Source organism: Paraburkholderia acidicola, assembly GCF_002362315.1.
Classification (GTDB): domain Bacteria; phylum Pseudomonadota; class Gammaproteobacteria; order Burkholderiales; family Burkholderiaceae; genus Paraburkholderia; species Paraburkholderia acidicola.
This window is the reverse complement of the sequence record NZ_MTZV01000006.1, coordinates 1,841,929-1,856,573: the sequence shown is the minus strand read 5'-3', so window position 1 is coordinate 1,856,573 and position 14,645 is coordinate 1,841,929. Positions and strand designations below refer to the sequence as shown.

The 14,645-nt window shown below is 58.2% G+C and carries 16 protein-coding genes; 12 read left to right on the top strand and 4 right to left on the bottom strand.

Going from position 1 to position 14,645, the window contains the following annotated elements:
- Positions 1–71 precede the first annotated feature (71 nt).
- Positions 72–965, top strand: coding sequence for a metal-dependent hydrolase (locus BWP39_RS26960; RefSeq protein ID WP_096725287.1), 894 nt, complete (start codon positions 72–74; stop codon positions 963–965).
- Position 966: 1 nt separating this feature from the next.
- Here the strand turns inward: BWP39_RS26960 and BWP39_RS26955 are convergent, their stop codons facing one another.
- Entirely contained in the window at positions 967–1,884 is a 918-nt protein-coding gene (locus BWP39_RS26955) for a LysR family transcriptional regulator (RefSeq protein WP_096725286.1), read from the bottom strand.
- A gap of 173 nt (positions 1,885–2,057) precedes the next feature.
- Between BWP39_RS26955 and BWP39_RS26950 the strand changes: the two genes are divergently transcribed.
- Both BWP39_RS26950 and BWP39_RS26945 read left to right on the top strand, forming a co-directional pair.
- The gene (locus BWP39_RS26950) at positions 2,058–2,762 is read left to right on the top strand and encodes an SDR family NAD(P)-dependent oxidoreductase (RefSeq protein WP_096725285.1); all 705 of its coding nucleotides are present in this window, start codon (positions 2,058–2,060) and stop codon (positions 2,760–2,762) included.
- 68 nt (positions 2,763–2,830) lie between these two features.
- Entirely contained in the window at positions 2,831–3,811 is a 981-nt protein-coding gene (locus BWP39_RS26945; RefSeq protein ID WP_096726200.1) for a bifunctional helix-turn-helix transcriptional regulator/GNAT family N-acetyltransferase, read from the top strand.
- Positions 3,812–3,819: 8 nt separating this feature from the next.
- Here BWP39_RS26945 and BWP39_RS26940 read toward each other — a convergent pair whose 3' ends face one another.
- The gene (locus BWP39_RS26940) at positions 3,820–4,740 is read right to left on the bottom strand and encodes a LysR family transcriptional regulator (protein ID WP_096725284.1); all 921 of its coding nucleotides are present in this window, start codon (positions 4,738–4,740) and stop codon (positions 3,820–3,822) included.
- A gap of 100 nt (positions 4,741–4,840) precedes the next feature.
- On the opposite strand from BWP39_RS26940, the gene BWP39_RS26935 reads away from it, so the two are divergent.
- Together BWP39_RS26935 and BWP39_RS26930 are read left to right on the top strand one after the other, a co-directional pair.
- On the top strand, positions 4,841–5,581 hold the full coding sequence (locus BWP39_RS26935) for an SDR family oxidoreductase (RefSeq protein WP_096725283.1): 741 nt from the start codon (positions 4,841–4,843) through the stop codon (positions 5,579–5,581).
- Between the two features lie 150 nt (positions 5,582–5,731).
- Positions 5,732–6,673 (top strand): alpha/beta fold hydrolase, encoded by a 942-nt coding sequence (locus tag BWP39_RS26930; RefSeq protein ID WP_096725282.1) that lies wholly within the window; start codon positions 5,732–5,734, stop codon positions 6,671–6,673.
- Between the two features lie 77 nt (positions 6,674–6,750).
- Here the strand turns inward: BWP39_RS26930 and BWP39_RS26925 are convergent, their stop codons facing one another.
- Positions 6,751–7,671: an AraC family transcriptional regulator gene (locus BWP39_RS26925; RefSeq protein WP_096725281.1), complete on the bottom strand. Its 921-nt coding sequence runs from the start codon at positions 7,669–7,671 to the stop codon at positions 6,751–6,753.
- A 101-nt stretch (positions 7,672–7,772) separates the two neighbouring features.
- On the opposite strand from BWP39_RS26925, the gene BWP39_RS26920 reads away from it, so the two are divergent.
- The 6 genes from BWP39_RS26920 to BWP39_RS26895 all read left to right on the top strand — a co-directional run bounded on the left by BWP39_RS26920 (position 7,773) and on the right by BWP39_RS26895 (position 13,507).
- Positions 7,773–8,522, top strand: coding sequence for an SDR family oxidoreductase (locus BWP39_RS26920; protein WP_096725280.1), 750 nt, complete (start codon positions 7,773–7,775; stop codon positions 8,520–8,522).
- 65 nt (positions 8,523–8,587) lie between these two features.
- Positions 8,588–9,346, top strand: coding sequence for an SDR family oxidoreductase (locus tag BWP39_RS26915; RefSeq protein WP_096725279.1), 759 nt, complete (start codon positions 8,588–8,590; stop codon positions 9,344–9,346).
- Between the two features lie 349 nt (positions 9,347–9,695).
- Positions 9,696–10,718, top strand: a complete 1,023-nt coding sequence (locus tag BWP39_RS26910; protein WP_133116946.1) for a hypothetical protein — start codon at positions 9,696–9,698, stop codon at positions 10,716–10,718.
- 286 nt (positions 10,719–11,004) lie between these two features.
- Positions 11,005–11,949: a class I SAM-dependent methyltransferase gene (locus tag BWP39_RS26905; protein WP_096725277.1), complete on the top strand. Its 945-nt coding sequence runs from the start codon at positions 11,005–11,007 to the stop codon at positions 11,947–11,949.
- 91 nt (positions 11,950–12,040) lie between these two features.
- Complete coding sequence (locus tag BWP39_RS26900; protein WP_207557127.1) at positions 12,041–12,886, top strand: protein-L-isoaspartate O-methyltransferase family protein; 846 nt, start codon at positions 12,041–12,043, stop codon at positions 12,884–12,886.
- 45 nt (positions 12,887–12,931) lie between these two features.
- Positions 12,932–13,507, top strand: a complete 576-nt coding sequence (locus tag BWP39_RS26895; RefSeq protein WP_096725275.1) for a cupin domain-containing protein — start codon at positions 12,932–12,934, stop codon at positions 13,505–13,507.
- Between the two features lie 202 nt (positions 13,508–13,709).
- Here BWP39_RS26895 and BWP39_RS31790 read toward each other — a convergent pair whose 3' ends face one another.
- Positions 13,710–13,862 (bottom strand): hypothetical protein, encoded by a 153-nt coding sequence (locus tag BWP39_RS31790; protein ID WP_157915189.1) that lies wholly within the window; start codon positions 13,860–13,862, stop codon positions 13,710–13,712.
- On the opposite strand from BWP39_RS31790, the gene BWP39_RS26890 reads away from it, so the two are divergent.
- Complete coding sequence (locus BWP39_RS26890) at positions 13,861–14,613, top strand: AAA family ATPase (protein ID WP_096725274.1); 753 nt, start codon at positions 13,861–13,863, stop codon at positions 14,611–14,613. The genes BWP39_RS31790 and BWP39_RS26890 overlap by 2 nt on opposite strands.
- Positions 14,614–14,645: the final 32 nt, after the last annotated feature.

The following is a 14,645-nucleotide window of genomic DNA, read 5'->3' as shown; positions in this document are numbered from 1 at the left end:
TAGCGCGCGCCTTGCATCCGAAGCCCACATCGTCCTATCGTTACATTCATCAATGTAATGATAGGTGGCTCATGCCTCCCCAATCGAACCCAACGTTCGTGATGCCCGTCCGTCGCGACGTGCATTTCAGTCTGCCGGTCGAGCGCGCGAAAAACTGGCACGGACAAGGCACGCAGGTCTCGCATTTTTTCAACGCACTGTCGTTGCTGTTCCCGGCGGGCGAACGCTTCTTCATGGATTCCGTGCGCAACTATCGCGACCAGATCGACGACCCGGTGCTCAAGAAGCAGGTGCTCGCGTTTATCGGTCAGGAGGCGATGCACAGCCGTGAACACGTGGAATACAACGAGCTGCTGCAAGCCAACCATCTGCCCGCCCGCAGGCTCGACCAGCAGAACTGGATGGTGACAGGCTGGATGAAACGGGTGATGCCTCACTGGATGCAGCTTGCCCATACCGTCGCTATCGAACATTACACGGCGATGCTCGCAGGGCTGATGCTCGATGATCCGTCTCGCCTGGAAGGATCGGAGGAGGGCTACCGGCAGATGTGGCTCTGGCATGCACTTGAGGAAACCGAACACAAGTCCGTAGCGTTCGACGTCTGGAATACCGTGATGAAGCCGGGTCCGGTACGCTACCTGAAGCGCGTCGGCGTCTTTCTGCTAGCGACGGCGACGTTCTGGCCCGTCGTGTTCCTGCTGCATACCCAACTGATCCGCTCCGACCGGTATGCCGACCATCGCGTGCGCGGCTTGTGGCGGGTGATCAAGTTTCTCTACGGTCCGCGCCATGGGGTGTTTCCGCGCATTGCAGGGGAGTGGTTGAGTTTCTTCCGGCCAGGCTTTCATCCATGGGATCACGACAATCGGCATCATCTGTCGCGCGTCGATGGGATCGCGGCTGCGAATACCGAACGGCAGCCGCCTTTGAATGCGCCACTCGCGAGTCTCGATGCGGGTTAAGTCAGAGCGGTACCACCTGACGACAGACTCTGAGAACCAGCTGCCGCAGCCAGCGATGAACCGGATCATTCTCTAAACGGGGATGCCACATCTGCGAAACCGTAAAGCCTTCGATCGCCACAGGAAGTTCAAACGCGTAGACGGTATCGGATGTGGCGGCGTGCTGGGTGTCGATGAAAGACGCAGGCAGCAGCGCGATCAGATCGGATGCTCGCGCCACCGCCAGCGCGGCCGGAAAACTCGGCACGATCGCAACAGTCGTTCGTTCCAGGCCAAACCGTGCGATCGCCGCGTCAAGCGCATCGATGGTCTGGTGACCGTACCGCGTGACGACGTGGCCGAATGCTGCGTATTGCTCCGTTGTCACTTCCTTCTTCAGCTGGAGCGGGTGGCCTTTTCTGACCACCCCCAGGTAGCGGTCTCGAAACAATGCCTGAATGCGTACCTCAGGCCCCATCCCTTCCAGAACCCCAATCTCGAGATCGGCAGAACCATTTCGTAGCGATTCCGCGTTCTTCTCCGGTTTCGATGAGAAGTGCAAACGCACGTGCGGCGCGAGTTCGGTTACTTCAGCGATCAATGGCGCGCCGAAAGCCTCTACGAACGCTTCGTTGACGCGGATCGTCAGGGTTTTATGCAACGTCGAAAGATCGAGTGTCGCCGGTGACGGGCGCAGCAACGAACGCGCTTCCTGAACGACATTGCGTGTCGGCTCACGAATCTGCTCGGCGTACGGCGTCAGTACCATCTCGCGCCCGGCGCGGACCAATAGCGGATCGCCGGTTGCAGTGCGAAGGCGGGTCAGCGTGCGGCTCATGGCGGAGGCGCTCAAATGCAACGACCGGGCCGCGCGCGTCACGTTTTTCTCGGTGAGCAATGCATCGAGCGCGAAAAGAAGATTGAGGTCCGGTTCAGACATCTTTTGACCCGTAGCAGGCGGAAAGGGGTATGGCGTCCGATGCATAGTTTAGTTGCATTCGGTGCGGCTTCCGCCATCCCTTTTGGGCGCCTATATTCTCTGCACGATTGATTGAAGAGGATTGCTTTCGTGACTTTGGCGTTCGAAAGCGGCCTCGTATACAAAGGATTTCGATGCAAAACACACTTTCACAGAAAACCATTCTCCTTGTTGGCGCTTCACGTGGCCTTGGCTTTGCAATGGTTGAAGAGTATTTGAAGCGCGGTTACCGGGTTATCGCCACCGGGCGGGCGACCTCTACAGAAAAGCTGCGGCGTCTCGCAGAAGCCTCTGCTGGTGCACTCGAAGTAGAAGCGGTCGATATCACAATCCCGGAGCAGGTCGCAGCGCTGCGCGCCCGCCTGGCCGATCGGCGGATCGATGTTCTGTTTGTGAATGCAGGCGTCAAGAACGACGACCGTGAAACGATAGCGGACGTATCGACCGAAGAATTCGTTCGGGTGATGGTGACGAACTCGCTGAGCCCGATGCGCGTCATCGACGCGCTTGAAGACCTTGTCCCGCCGACTGGAACGATCGGTGTGATGTCGTCGGGACAGGGCAGCATCACCAATGCCACCAACGCGAACTACCAGGTCTATCGAGGGAGCAAGGCGGCGCTCAACATGTTCATGCGTACCTACGCGGTGCGCAGCGCCGAGCATCCGCGCAGCCTTCTGCTGATGGCGCCTGGATGGGTCCAGACGGACATGGGCGGTCCCGCGGCGCGCCTGACCATCGAAGAAAGCATTCCGAACCTGGTCAATACGATCGAGGCTCATGAAGGGCACGCCGGCTTGCATTACGTCGACTATCTCGGCAAAACCGTTCCCTGGTAAACCCAGCTTGCATAAGTTGTGGGTCGCAACTATATTGGTTGCGGATCGCAACTTATATGAGCCTGTTCATGGACCTCGTCGACGCTCCAGTTAAACCTAGGGAAACGACCATTCTCGAACTTCGTGACTTCTCCCGAAGACTGGTTCGCGAACTCGGTTTCATGCGAACGACGCTGGCCGATAGCGATCTCGCGCCTTCGGCGGTGCATGCGATCATCGAAATCGGCGCGGCACCGGGGATAAGCGCGAAGGACCTCGGCAACATCCTGCGCCTCGACAAATCGAATACGAGCCGGCAGGTCGCGAGGCTCGAAGCGAGCGGTCTGGTCACGCGCACGGTTGCGGACGAAGATGCCCGCACGTCCGAGCTGTATCTGACGGATACAGGGAAGAAGCTGCGGAAAAAGATCGACCGGTTTGCGACAGACCAGGTGTCCAACGCGCTTCGACGGATGGTGCCTGCCGACCAGCAAACCCTGGTCCGTTCGCTCGCGTTGTACGCCGACGCACTCGCGCAGGACAATGCCGTCAAACCGACTTCAGCCGATGCCGCTGCCACTGCCACAGCAGCGCGGATTGTGGAGGGCTACCAGCCCGGTTGCATCGGTGACATCGCGAGCTTGCACGCGCGGTTCTATTCGGAGCACTGGGGCTTCGGTGCGTTCTTCGAACAGCAGGTGGCGACCGGGCTTGCCGGGTTCGTCGACACGTTGCCCGCCGATGGCAAGGCGCTATGGCTCTACGTTGAAAATGGCCGGACGCTGGCTTCGTTGGCAATCGATGGAAATGATGAAACAGGTGTCGCTCATTTGCGGTGGTTCATCGTGGACGATTCGTTGCGTGGTTCCGGTGTCGGGCGACAACTCATGGCACGCGCGATGAAATTCGTCGACGGGCGATTCAGTGAAACCTATCTCTGGACATTCAAGGGTCTCGATGCTGCGCGGCATTTGTACGAATCGTTTGGCTTTCAGTTGACCGAGGAATCAGAAGGCACGCAGTGGGGCACCACGGTTGTCGAGCAACGGTTCAGTCGTCGTTCTGCCTGAACTCTGCGCTATGACGAACCCGGTTTTGGCGGCCACGCCGGCACTGCCGATCGCACATGGTCGACGAGCGCACGCAGTTTTGCCGGTATCTTTTGGCCCGACGGAAAGTACAAGTAAAAGCCAGGGATAAGCGGGCAAAACGCTTCGAGTAACACCTGCAGCTCACCACGCGCGACATAAGGGCGGAACGTCTCTTCCATGCCGAAGGTGATGCCCGCGCCCGCGAGCGCCAGATTGATCATCAGGCGCATGTCGTTCGTGGTGGTGCGCGGGTTCACGGCGACATCGAACGACCGGCCGTCGTCTGCAAACTCCCAGCGATACGGTGCGGTTCCTGGTGCCGGCCGCCAGCCGATGCAGTCATAGTCGATCAACTCGCCCGGACTCGCAGGCACGCCGCACCGTGCGACAAAGCCCGGCGATGCAACCACCACCTGCCTCTGCGGCGCGGAAACCGGCACGGCGATCATGTCGGCTTCGATCACTTCGCCAAGCCGCACGCCCGCATCGAAACCCGCGCCGACGATATCGAACTCGTCATCGGTGACCCACACACCTAGTTCGATTTGAGGAAACGCTTCGAGAAACGTCGCGAACAAGCGGCCTTCCAGGATGCGTTCCGCTATCGACGACACCGCGATGCGAATCACCCCTGCCGGTGCTCCATGCGCGTCGCCGATCGTTTCCAGCGCGGCTTCGAGAGTTCTGCGGGCCGGCTGCAACACGGTGAGCAGGCGCTCGCCGGCTTCTGTGAGCCGCACGCTGCGGGTCGTGCGCTGGAACAGCGGCGCACCGATGCGTAACTCCAGCCTGGCGATGGTTTGACTAACCGCCGAGCGCGTCACACCCAGTCGCTCGCTTGCCTGACGAAAGCTGCTGGTCTCCGCCACGGCGAGAAATGCGGTCATGCCGTCGAATGGATCGGTCATTGGTTAATTGGTCTTAATGGCCCATGTAATTGTAGCTACTCGATCTTTGCATGCCATCCACGTATTGTCCAGTCACCGCAACCAACGACCTCAACCAGTCATGAACACTTCCACTTCGACCTTGCAAAAAACCATTCTGATCACCGGCGCTTCAGCGGGCATCGGTGAAGGCGTCGCCCGCGTCGCTGCGGCGGCGGGCGCAAAGCTCGTCCTCGGCGCCCGCCGTGGCGATCGGCTGCAAATACTGGCAGAAGAGATTCGCCGCGCGGGCGGCACAGTGGAGTACATGCCGCTGGATGTCACCAGCCGCGAGGAGATGCAGGGCTTCGCGGCATTCGCACTCGAGCGCTTCGGCAGAATCGATGTGCTCGTGAATAACGCCGGCGTTATGCCGCTATCGCCGATGCGTTCGCTCAAGGTGGACGAATGGGACCGTATGATCGACGTGAATATTCGCGGCGTGCTGTACGGCATCGCCGCGGTGCTGCCGATCATGGAAGCACAGGAGAGCGGCCACATCATCAATGTTTCGTCGGTGGGCGGCTTGAGCGTGTCGCCGACTGCAGCCGTGTATTGCGCGACGAAGTACGCGGTTCGCGCGATCTCCGACGGCTTGCGACAGGAGAACGACAAGCTGCGTGTCACCTGCGTCTATCCAGGTGTGGTCGAGTCCGAACTGGCGAGCACGATCACCGATCCTGAAGCGATCGAACTGATGCGTACGTACAGGCAGATTGCGATTAAACCGGAAGCGATTGGGCGTGCGATCCTGCACGCGATCACGCAGCCGGAGGATGTGGATACGAATGAGATTGTGATCAGGCCGACGGCTACGCGGTGATGCCAGAAAGACGGCAGCATTCGGAACGGCTGTGACAGAGAAAATAGTGAGCGTGTCTCTGAGCAATAATCGGTGCAGCGCGTAGTTGCCTGGAATTGTCCGTATGAGAGAATCATCCGCACTTTCCAGTGCCGATATAAGGACACACTCATGTCGATCGAAGATCGGGAATCATCCGGCCGAACTGCTGCGCTTAACGCTAGTACGAATGCGACTTTAAGCGGGCAATCGCCAGCCCGCGGCAAGACGCCTTTCGTCCTTGTTCACGGCGCGTGGCATGGTGCGTGGACCTATGAACGCATCATTCCGCTGCTGGCCGGTCGAGGTCACGCGGCTGTCGCCCGCGATTTGCCCGCACATGGACTCAACGCCAGGATTCCGCTGTCGTACTTGCGCAGGCCGCTCGACGGTGCAGCGTTCGCCACCGAAAGATCTCCGGTAGCCGACACGACACTCGACGACTATGTCGACTCAATCGTTCGAACCATCGAGGAAGTGCGCGCGTTGGGTCACGACAAGGTTGTTCTGGTGGGACACAGCATGGGCGGCGTGCCAATTACCGCAGTCGCCGAACGTGTTCCGCAATATATCGCCGACCTCGTGTACCTGGCGGCCTTCATGCCGGGATCGGGGGTTCCAGGCATCGCATACATCACTGAGCCCGAGAACGCAGGCCAACTCGTCGGCTCCCAGCTAAAGGCGGACCCGGCGACCATCGGTGCACTGCGTATGGATCATCGCAGCGAGGATGCGAGCTATCGGGCGAACGGCAAGCAGACCTTTTACGGCGATGTCAGCGAGGAGGAATACCTCGCAGTTGCCAATCTGTTGACGCCGGATGTTCCCGTCGCACCGTTTGCTACGCCTATTGTCACGACACGGGAACGATGGGGTAGCGTGCGCCGCCACTACATCATGTGTCTTCAGGACTGGGCGATTCGTCCGGCGCTGCAAAAACGCTTCATTGAAGAGGCGGATGCTTTTGTGCCTGGCTTGCCAACTGTTGTGTATCAGATGAACGCGAGCCACTCGCCGTTTATGTCGCAGCCGGAAGTGCTTGCTGAATTGTTGGCTGGGATTGCTGCGAGTTGAATCAGGCCATGTTCGTATTTCCTCTTGATCCCCGCGCACGTGATCTCTACAACTGAGACCATCCGGTTCACCCACTCTCACACCCCGTCCGCCACCGCCTGCACCTCCCGCGCATACTGCGTAGGCGGCCGCCCAACATGCCGAGTAAAAGCAACACTAAACGTACTAGCAGAGCTATAACCAACACGCTCCGCAATCTCCGCAATACGACCTTCATTACGGCGCAGCAGATCCTTCGCAAGCGCCATGCGCCACGTGAGCAGATATTCCATCGGCGCAATGCCGACTGCTCGGTTGAAACGCTCGAAGAAGGTCGAGCGCGAAAGCGCGGCTTGCTTCGCGAGTTCGGCCACCGTCCACGCGCGCGTCGGCTGTTCGTGCATTCCGCGGATCGCGGCCGCGAGGCGGCTATCTGCGAGTCCGCTCACGAGACCCGGTGACGCGTTCGTTCCTTCTGCCGTCGAGCGCAGCGCCTCGATAAGCAGCACTTCCAGCAGTCGCGAGAGCACGACTTCGCGCGCAGGCCGTTGCTCGCGTGTTTCCTCCCGTACGAGTTGCACGAGCGTAGCGAGCCGCTGTTCGCCGCGCACATGCACGATTTGCGGCAGCAGTGAAACCAGCAGCGACGCATCCGGCGAACCGAAACTGCAGTGGCCCGCCATCATCCGCGCGTCGATCGGATTGTCGGGCGCACCGATTCTGAATTCGCCGTTGCCCAGCTTGACCGGCGCCGCCGTCTCGACGCCCGCCGGCGGCGGCTCGAGACTGGACATCGCGACACCGTACGCCGCGGGAATCAGGACGAAGTCGCCCGCGAGGAGTTCGATGGGTTCATGTCCGTCGATGGCCATGCGGCATCCGCCCTCGAGGACCGCGCAATAGAACGGCTGCCCGGCATCCGAGCGACTGACGCTCCACGGACTCGCGCCGTGGATCAGCTTCGAGAACCGCGCCCCCGGCTGCAGCAGCGTCACTACTTCGGCTAATGGATCGATCATCGCCGGACTCTCGCAAATGAAATTTGGATTGTTGATTGTAGCAAGTACGGTCTCGGCAATCTATCGTATGGGCACACACCAACCCCCTCACAGGAGTCCCCATGCAAACGGTGCTGATCACAGGCTGCTCATCCGGTTTCGGTCTTGAGACTGCTCGCTACTTCCTCGCGCGCGGCTGGCGCGCCGTCGCTACGATGCGCACGCCGCGTGCCGACGTGCTCCCGCCTTCAGAGCGCCTGCAGGTGCTGGCGCTCGATGTCACGAATCCGGAGAGCATTCGCGAGGCAATCGAGGCCGCAGGCCCAATCGATGTCCTCGTCAACAACGCCGGCTTTGGCGCGGCGGCACCAGCCGAACTCGTTCCGCCCGCAACGGTGCGCGAACTGTTCGAGACCAACACGTTCGGCACGATCGCCGTCACGCAAGCGGTTCTGCCGCAGTTTCGCGAACGTCGGGCGGGCGTCGTTGTGAATGTCACCTCGAGCGTGACGCTAAAGGCATTGCCGCTGATTGCGGCGTACAGCGCGAGCAAGGCGGCGGTGAACGCATTCACCGAATCGATGGCAGCGGAAGTCGAGCAGTTCGGCGTTCGCGTGCGCCTCGTGTTGCCGGGCCGTTCGTCTGAAACCCGCTTTGGCGACAACGCACGCGCTCACATGCACGGCTTCGATCACGAGGACTATGCCGATCTCGTCAAGGAAGTCATGGCGCGGCTCGGCGATACGTCTTCTCCGCTTACCCATGCAACGGACGTTGCCGAAGCCGTATGGCGCGCGGCAACCGATCCGTCATCGCCGATGCGTATTCCCGCCGGCGCCGACGCCGAAGCATGGGCAGCCGAGGTTCGCTGATGCACCCGCGCCTTTGCGCTGAATTTCAAACTCACGCTACAACGTAATGCCATAAGGAGCTTGTTATGAATGACAAACCCATCGCTCTCGTCACCGGGGCTAATCAAGGAATCGGTCTTCAGATCGCTAAAGATCTAGTCACGCATGGCTTCACGGTGCTGGTCGGGTCGCGCAATCTGGAGCGCGGTGAGGTTGCTGCTAAAGAGGTTGGGCCGGACGCACGCGCGCTCCAGCTCGATGTTACCGATCAGGCTTCGATTGCGGCCGCGGCGGAGCGCATCGGTAAAGAGCTGGGTCGTCTCGACCTGCTCATCAACAACGCTGCGATTTCGAATACGAACAAGCGGCCCGATCAGTCCGTTGAAGAGTATTCAAAGACGACGCGCCCTAGCATCGTGTCAATCGACGAGATGCGTGCCGTGTGGGACACGAACGTGTTTGGTGTCCTCGCTGTGTATCAGGCAATGTTGCCGCTTCTACGCAAGGCGGCGACCGCTCGCATTATCAATGTGTCGAGTGGCGTTGGATCGCTGACGACGAACCTGGATCCGGCCTTTCACTATCGCGGGATTTTCGGGCCCGTTTATCCGGCGTCCAAGACGGCGCTCAATGCTTTGACCGTTGCTATGGCACTCGAGCTGGAGCCGGAAGGGATCAAGGTCCATGCGATTTCTCCGGGCTTTACCAAAACGAACCTCAACGGATATGCAGGCACCGATACTGTCGAGCAAGGTGCGCGCGAAGCGGTACGTGTCGCGTTGCTTGGTCCGGATAGCCCGACAGGGACATTCACACGCTGGGAAGATCAAACGATTCCGTGGTGATGTCGTCATGGAGTTTTCCTTGCCTCAAAGATCAAGGCTCAAAGATCAAGGAAAACTCAAATTCCCAATTACTGATCGCTTCAGCTCGTCACATTGAAACCGCCTGACTATCAACATGAATAGGTCGTGAAAGTGTCATGTGTGGACTAAGCTGATTTAGCCACATAGATCGAATTCAGACAGCTATGCAACGGCATTGAGGTGAATGCCGGTACAGATTGTTGCTGATCCGGATCGATCGACTCAAAAGTTCATTTAGCACAGCCTCTTAGTAAGCCTCGATGAAGCGTCGCGATGCGATCGCGATCGTCTCATCGTTTTCGCAAAACAAAACAGGAGCGTGAGCGTGATGAAAAAATTCATGATGAATGTTATACGGCGTAACTGCACCTGGGCAGTTGCCTCGCTACTGGTGCTAACAACTGTTGCCGGGTTGTCTGAAGCAAAAGCACAAGGCGTCGCTTCTGCCGATGTGAAACTGACATCGGTTGGCATGCTCAAGGAGACGCTTCGTCCGCAAGGGGTGCCCAGTAATTTTGTAGTCACCCCCAACGGATACTTTTCACCCGAGTGCGTGCAGACCGTGCATTCGGGAGAAACGTTGAACGTGGACGGCACGATCGCGCAAAGCAAAGGGGCGCTTCGCAAACCTGCGCTATGCACGCAGGCGCATTACGCCATGAATGGCGCGAAGGTTGAAGTTGATGGCAAGACCAGCGCGCAGGTGAAGAGTGCGAATCCCAGCATCAGTGGTTGGGTCGAGTCCACCAACTACGAGAGCGGAACGAATATCGGTCGCATCGTAGCGAGCTGGACGGTGCCGTCGAATCCGAGCAACGTCGGCAATCAGATTGTGTATTTCTTCCCGGGTCTCGAGCAGCTTCCTAACGTGGTGTCGATTCTTCAACCGGTGCTCGGATGGAATGGCTACAACGACCACGCGTGGACGATGGCAAGCTGGAACTGTTGCGTGAGCGGCACGACTTACCATAGCGATCCGATCAATGTTTCTGCCGGTGATGGGATTGTTGGCGACACGCACTCGACTTGCGCAGCAGGCACTCAGAATTGCGGCACCTGGGCGATCGTGTCCAAGGATCTTCATACAGGCCAAAGCACTACGCTCAATACCAATCCGCAAGGTTCGCTGACATGGGTGTTTGGCAGTGTACTGGAAGCCTATGGCATCGATACCTGTGACCAGTACCCTCAAAACGGATTGATCAACTCCTACGACATCGGGGTCTACGACATCAATCAAACACAGATCGCTTCGCCGCCCTGGAATTCGGCAAATGCGAGTGGGTCGCTTACGCCGCAGTGTAGCTATAGCATCTACTCTGCACCGTATGGGGCTACGTTGTATTTCTAACTGGCGTTGTTGTTAGTGGTTTTGTTGAGGGTAGGTCGCCAGTTGGGGGTGACCTACCGACCTACCGGTCAGCACACACAGTCAGAAGTCATCACTCGAACGAACGCCGCTGTGGTGCTGGATTTTATTGCTCGACTTGCATTTCCCGCCGGATATAGCTTAGGATCACACCTCCTCCCTTTGGTCGCGACTTTAGCTACCTATGTAAGCCCTTATCCCGCCGTCTGGTTTCTGGTGACCGTCAATCTTTTGATTGCGGTGGTTTTGCACGGATAAGGGATTCCTCATGGAACAGAATCAAACTGCGGGCGCATCGGCGCTCCTATCTTCGCTCGCCCACTCGGAAGAGTGGTTCGGTCCTTCTCGTAATTTCTGGTGGAACGCTGAGTTCCTGGATTTGATGTCGCATCGCTGGCAGCTGGCGCAGCGTCGCAGCCTTCTGGATGTGGGTTGTGGGCAATGTCACTGGAGTCTGTTACTTGCGCCACGCATGGCGGAAGGCGTTCACATCACCGCGATGGACCGGGACGTGAAATGGTCGGGTGGCGACGCGGCACTTACATCGGCATTTGCCACGCTTGGCGCAACGGTTACGTTTCAAAGCGGCGACGCTCATAAGTTGCCCTTTGACGACGACAGCTTCGATGTGGTGACGTGTCAGACCGTTCTCATACACCTCGCCGATCCGCTCGCGGCGTTGCAGGAGATGAAGCGAGTAGTGCGGCCTGGAGGCATTGTGATCTGCGTCGAGCCTTGCAATCTCGCGCACGTCGCCTTATCCAATGCGGCAACAGTGGATTTGTCGATCGACGAACTCTGCGACGCATTCCGGTACGCGCTGATTTGCGAGAAGGGCAAGCGCGCTGCTGGTGAAGGCGGGTTGTCGATAGGCGATCGCTTACCCAGGCTGTTTCAGCTTGCTGGATTCTCCGGCATTCGCACATGGCTTTCAGATAAAGCGGCGCCGATTTTGCCACCGTATCTGGACATGGAAACCCGTGTCAATCTGGATGAGCTGGTTGATGCGTATGGCGACACACGGTCGGCCTTGTGGGAAAGACAGGTCAACGACTGGACCACTGCGCTAAACGATCCAGAAGCGGAAGCGTTCGTCGCGCGCATTCATGCGACGAGTCAGGAAGGCCGGCACGGACTGCAGGCACTCATCGACACACACTGCTATTGGGACTCTGGAGCGACGCTGACCTATCTGGTTTCGGCCGGTAAGTAGCAAGTAAGCGGGGAATCGCGGGCAGGTTGCCCGCGAGACTCTGCAAGAGCGTACCTGTTACGATGACTCGATCTCTCTACAGAGCCGATCGATGACAAACGTAGACATGCTCCGTACCTTCTATGCACGCTACGTAACAGCGCACGGAGAATGCAAAGACCCGAGAATCCAGCAGGCGTTTGCGGCAGTTGAGAGAGAGAACTATCTCGGTCCCGGCCCATGGCAGGTATTTACGCCGACCGGATATATCTCGACCGACACCGCTGACCCTGCCGTTCTCTATCAGGACATTCTGTTTGGGCTCAGAACCGATCGAGGTCTTAACAACGGTGAACCTAGCCTCCACGCACGTTGTCTCGACGCGGCTGCGATCTCGCCGGGCGAAACCGTTACACACATCGGATCGGGAACCGGCTATTACACAGCGCTTCTCGCGCACCTCACCGGCGACACCGGGGAGGTGGCTGCGTATGAGATTGACCCGAGTCTCAGTGTTCGGGCGTCATCGAATCTTGCTCATTTGAAGCACGTCCGGGTAGTCGAAGAGAGCGGCACTAGCGCCGTGTTGGCGCGGTCCGATCTGATCTACATTAGTGCCGGTGCGACACACCCATTGAATAGCTGGCTCGAAGCGCTGAACGACGGTGGTCGTCTGATTTTCCCGCTGACTCCAAACCGCGGTCTCGGTGGCATGCTGCGCGTGACACGCATGGGCACTGATACCTACGCGGCGAAGTTGATCTGCCCGGCGATGTTCATCGAATGCATTGGAGCGCGCGATGACGCGACCGGGGAATCTCTGGTCAACGCTTTCGCGTCGAACACGGCTGATGCCGTCAGGTCGCTAAGATTGAAAACACTCGCCGACCACTCCGCGTGGTTCGTTGGAGCCGGCTGGTGGTTATCGACTTCGGGGCCTAACAATTCCGTTGCCTGAGATGCCCTCTATTTGCGATTACAACTCCCACAATCAGACAGAGACATGAAAAAACCATCCACGAAGAAAGCCGCACCACCCGTCGTTGTGAACGTCAACGATGTCAAGGAAATCGAGCAGAAGGATGGCAAGCACTGGGGTAGCGCCTGGAAGCCGCTTACGCCTGCGCTCGATGCGATACCCGGTCGACTTGGCGCTAACCTGTCACGTGTGCCGCCCGGCCGCACTGCCTGTCCATTTCATACGCACACGCGCGAGGACGAGATTTTTTTCGTGCTGTCCGGGCGTGGGGTGCTTCGCTACGGCGACACAGTGCAAGAAATTGGCGCAGGCGATTGCATCTCTTGTGCGGCAGGTACGGGCATCGCTCATCAACTGGCCAATCCGTTCGATGAAGAACTGATTTATTTCGCCGTGGGGTTGAATGATCCGCACGAGGTTTGCACCTATCCGGATAGCGGCAAGGTGATGGTTCGTAGCTTGAAGACGGTTGGTCGACTGGAAAAAACACTCTACCTGGACGGCGAGTCTGAACGGCCCCATGTGTTTGATCTGGCGCAACGGTTCACGACTGTGATCAAGGACAAATCGGCGGGCCGCCGCAAAAAACTCAAAAAATGACCGGCCGCAATCAGCAAGAAATTACTGGTTCGAACCATGTCCGATCGCGCGAAATCGATGCGTAATCATCGATGACACGTGCGCACGTATACGCGGCCGTGGAACCCCCCATTGCAGAGATCTATACCCTCCCAGTGAAACTGACGGACCCCAAAGATGATTAACACGGCACTCACAATGAGAACGAGAAACAGACCTTTTTTCACGCATCGCCCGTTGCTTTAAAAGCGAGAGCAAGAACTTGCCCTGCGATTTTGCTGGAAACTCCGACCAGTTCTGGCGAAAGGCATTTTAGCCGATAGCGAATGACCGCTTCCTCTAAAATACGGCGAAGCCCTGTCAGCGAGACCGCCATGCTCTCCACCCAGCACATCAGCCGGATTTCCCTCCAGCGAGAGAAAGTCGAGTCTTTCGACCGCTATCCATTCTCGCTGCCTGCGGTCCGTTCATTCGACACGCTAGTCCCGCATCCCAAGGTGACGTTCCTGATCGGTGAGAACGGTTCGGGTAAATCGACGTTGATGGAGGCCATCGCGGTTTCGATGGGTTTCAACCCGGAGGGCGGAACAAAGAACTTCAACTTTGGAACGCGGACCTCGCATTCGAATCTCGCAGACTATCTACGGATAGCCAAGGGCGTGAGGCGTCCGAAAGACGGCTTCTTTCTTCGGGCGGAGAGTTTCTTTAACGTCGCGACTGAAATCGAGAAACTCGATGAAGAGCCAGCGTTTTCACCGCCCATCATCGATTCCTATGGCGGCCGCTCGCTGCATGAACAGTCGCACGGTGAGTCGTTTATGGCGCTCCTGATGAACCGGTTCGGCGGCAAGGGTCTGTATCTGCTCGATGAACCTGAGGCAGCCTTGTCACCGCAGCGGCAACTTACCGCCCTCGCGCGTATCCACGATCTCGTCACCGACGATTCTCAATTCTTTATCGCCACACACTCGCCGATCCTGATGGCCTATCCCGATGCGACTATCTATCAGTTCGACGCGAACGGTATGTCGAAGGTGGCCTACGAAGAAACCGAACACTATCAGGTCATGCGCTCGTTTTTGATGAACCCGGAGCGCATGCTGCGCAATTTGCTGCGTAACGAGTAATCGTTCAAGTAGCGCTCATTTCTCCGTAAAAC

What these genes read in the sequence shown, in the direction of transcription:
- BWP39_RS26960 (WP_096725287.1), top strand. Translation starts at nt 72, where the DNA reads ATGCCTCCCCAATCGAACCCAACGTTCGTGATGCCCGTCCGTCGCGAC.
- BWP39_RS26955 (WP_096725286.1), bottom strand. Translation starts at nt 1,884, where the DNA reads ATGTCTGAACCGGACCTCAATCTTCTTTTCGCGCTCGATGCATTGCTC.
- BWP39_RS26950 (WP_096725285.1), top strand. Translation starts at nt 2,058, where the DNA reads ATGCAAAACACACTTTCACAGAAAACCATTCTCCTTGTTGGCGCTTCA.
- BWP39_RS26945 (WP_096726200.1), top strand. Translation starts at nt 2,831, where the DNA reads ATGGACCTCGTCGACGCTCCAGTTAAACCTAGGGAAACGACCATTCTC.
- BWP39_RS26940 (WP_096725284.1), bottom strand. Translation starts at nt 4,740, where the DNA reads ATGACCGATCCATTCGACGGCATGACCGCATTTCTCGCCGTGGCGGAG.
- BWP39_RS26935 (WP_096725283.1), top strand. Translation starts at nt 4,841, where the DNA reads ATGAACACTTCCACTTCGACCTTGCAAAAAACCATTCTGATCACCGGC.
- BWP39_RS26930 (WP_096725282.1), top strand. Translation starts at nt 5,732, where the DNA reads ATGTCGATCGAAGATCGGGAATCATCCGGCCGAACTGCTGCGCTTAAC.
- BWP39_RS26925 (WP_096725281.1), bottom strand. Translation starts at nt 7,671, where the DNA reads ATGATCGATCCATTAGCCGAAGTAGTGACGCTGCTGCAGCCGGGGGCG.
- BWP39_RS26920 (WP_096725280.1), top strand. Translation starts at nt 7,773, where the DNA reads ATGCAAACGGTGCTGATCACAGGCTGCTCATCCGGTTTCGGTCTTGAG.
- BWP39_RS26915 (WP_096725279.1), top strand. Translation starts at nt 8,588, where the DNA reads ATGAATGACAAACCCATCGCTCTCGTCACCGGGGCTAATCAAGGAATC.
- BWP39_RS26910 (WP_133116946.1), top strand. Translation starts at nt 9,696, where the DNA reads ATGAAAAAATTCATGATGAATGTTATACGGCGTAACTGCACCTGGGCA.
- BWP39_RS26905 (WP_096725277.1), top strand. Translation starts at nt 11,005, where the DNA reads ATGGAACAGAATCAAACTGCGGGCGCATCGGCGCTCCTATCTTCGCTC.
- BWP39_RS26900 (WP_207557127.1), top strand. Translation starts at nt 12,041, where the DNA reads ATGACAAACGTAGACATGCTCCGTACCTTCTATGCACGCTACGTAACA.
- BWP39_RS26895 (WP_096725275.1), top strand. Translation starts at nt 12,932, where the DNA reads ATGAAAAAACCATCCACGAAGAAAGCCGCACCACCCGTCGTTGTGAAC.
- BWP39_RS26890 (WP_096725274.1), top strand. Translation starts at nt 13,861, where the DNA reads ATGCTCTCCACCCAGCACATCAGCCGGATTTCCCTCCAGCGAGAGAAA.
- BWP39_RS31790 (WP_157915189.1), bottom strand. Translation starts at nt 13,862, where the DNA reads ATGGCGGTCTCGCTGACAGGGCTTCGCCGTATTTTAGAGGAAGCGGTC.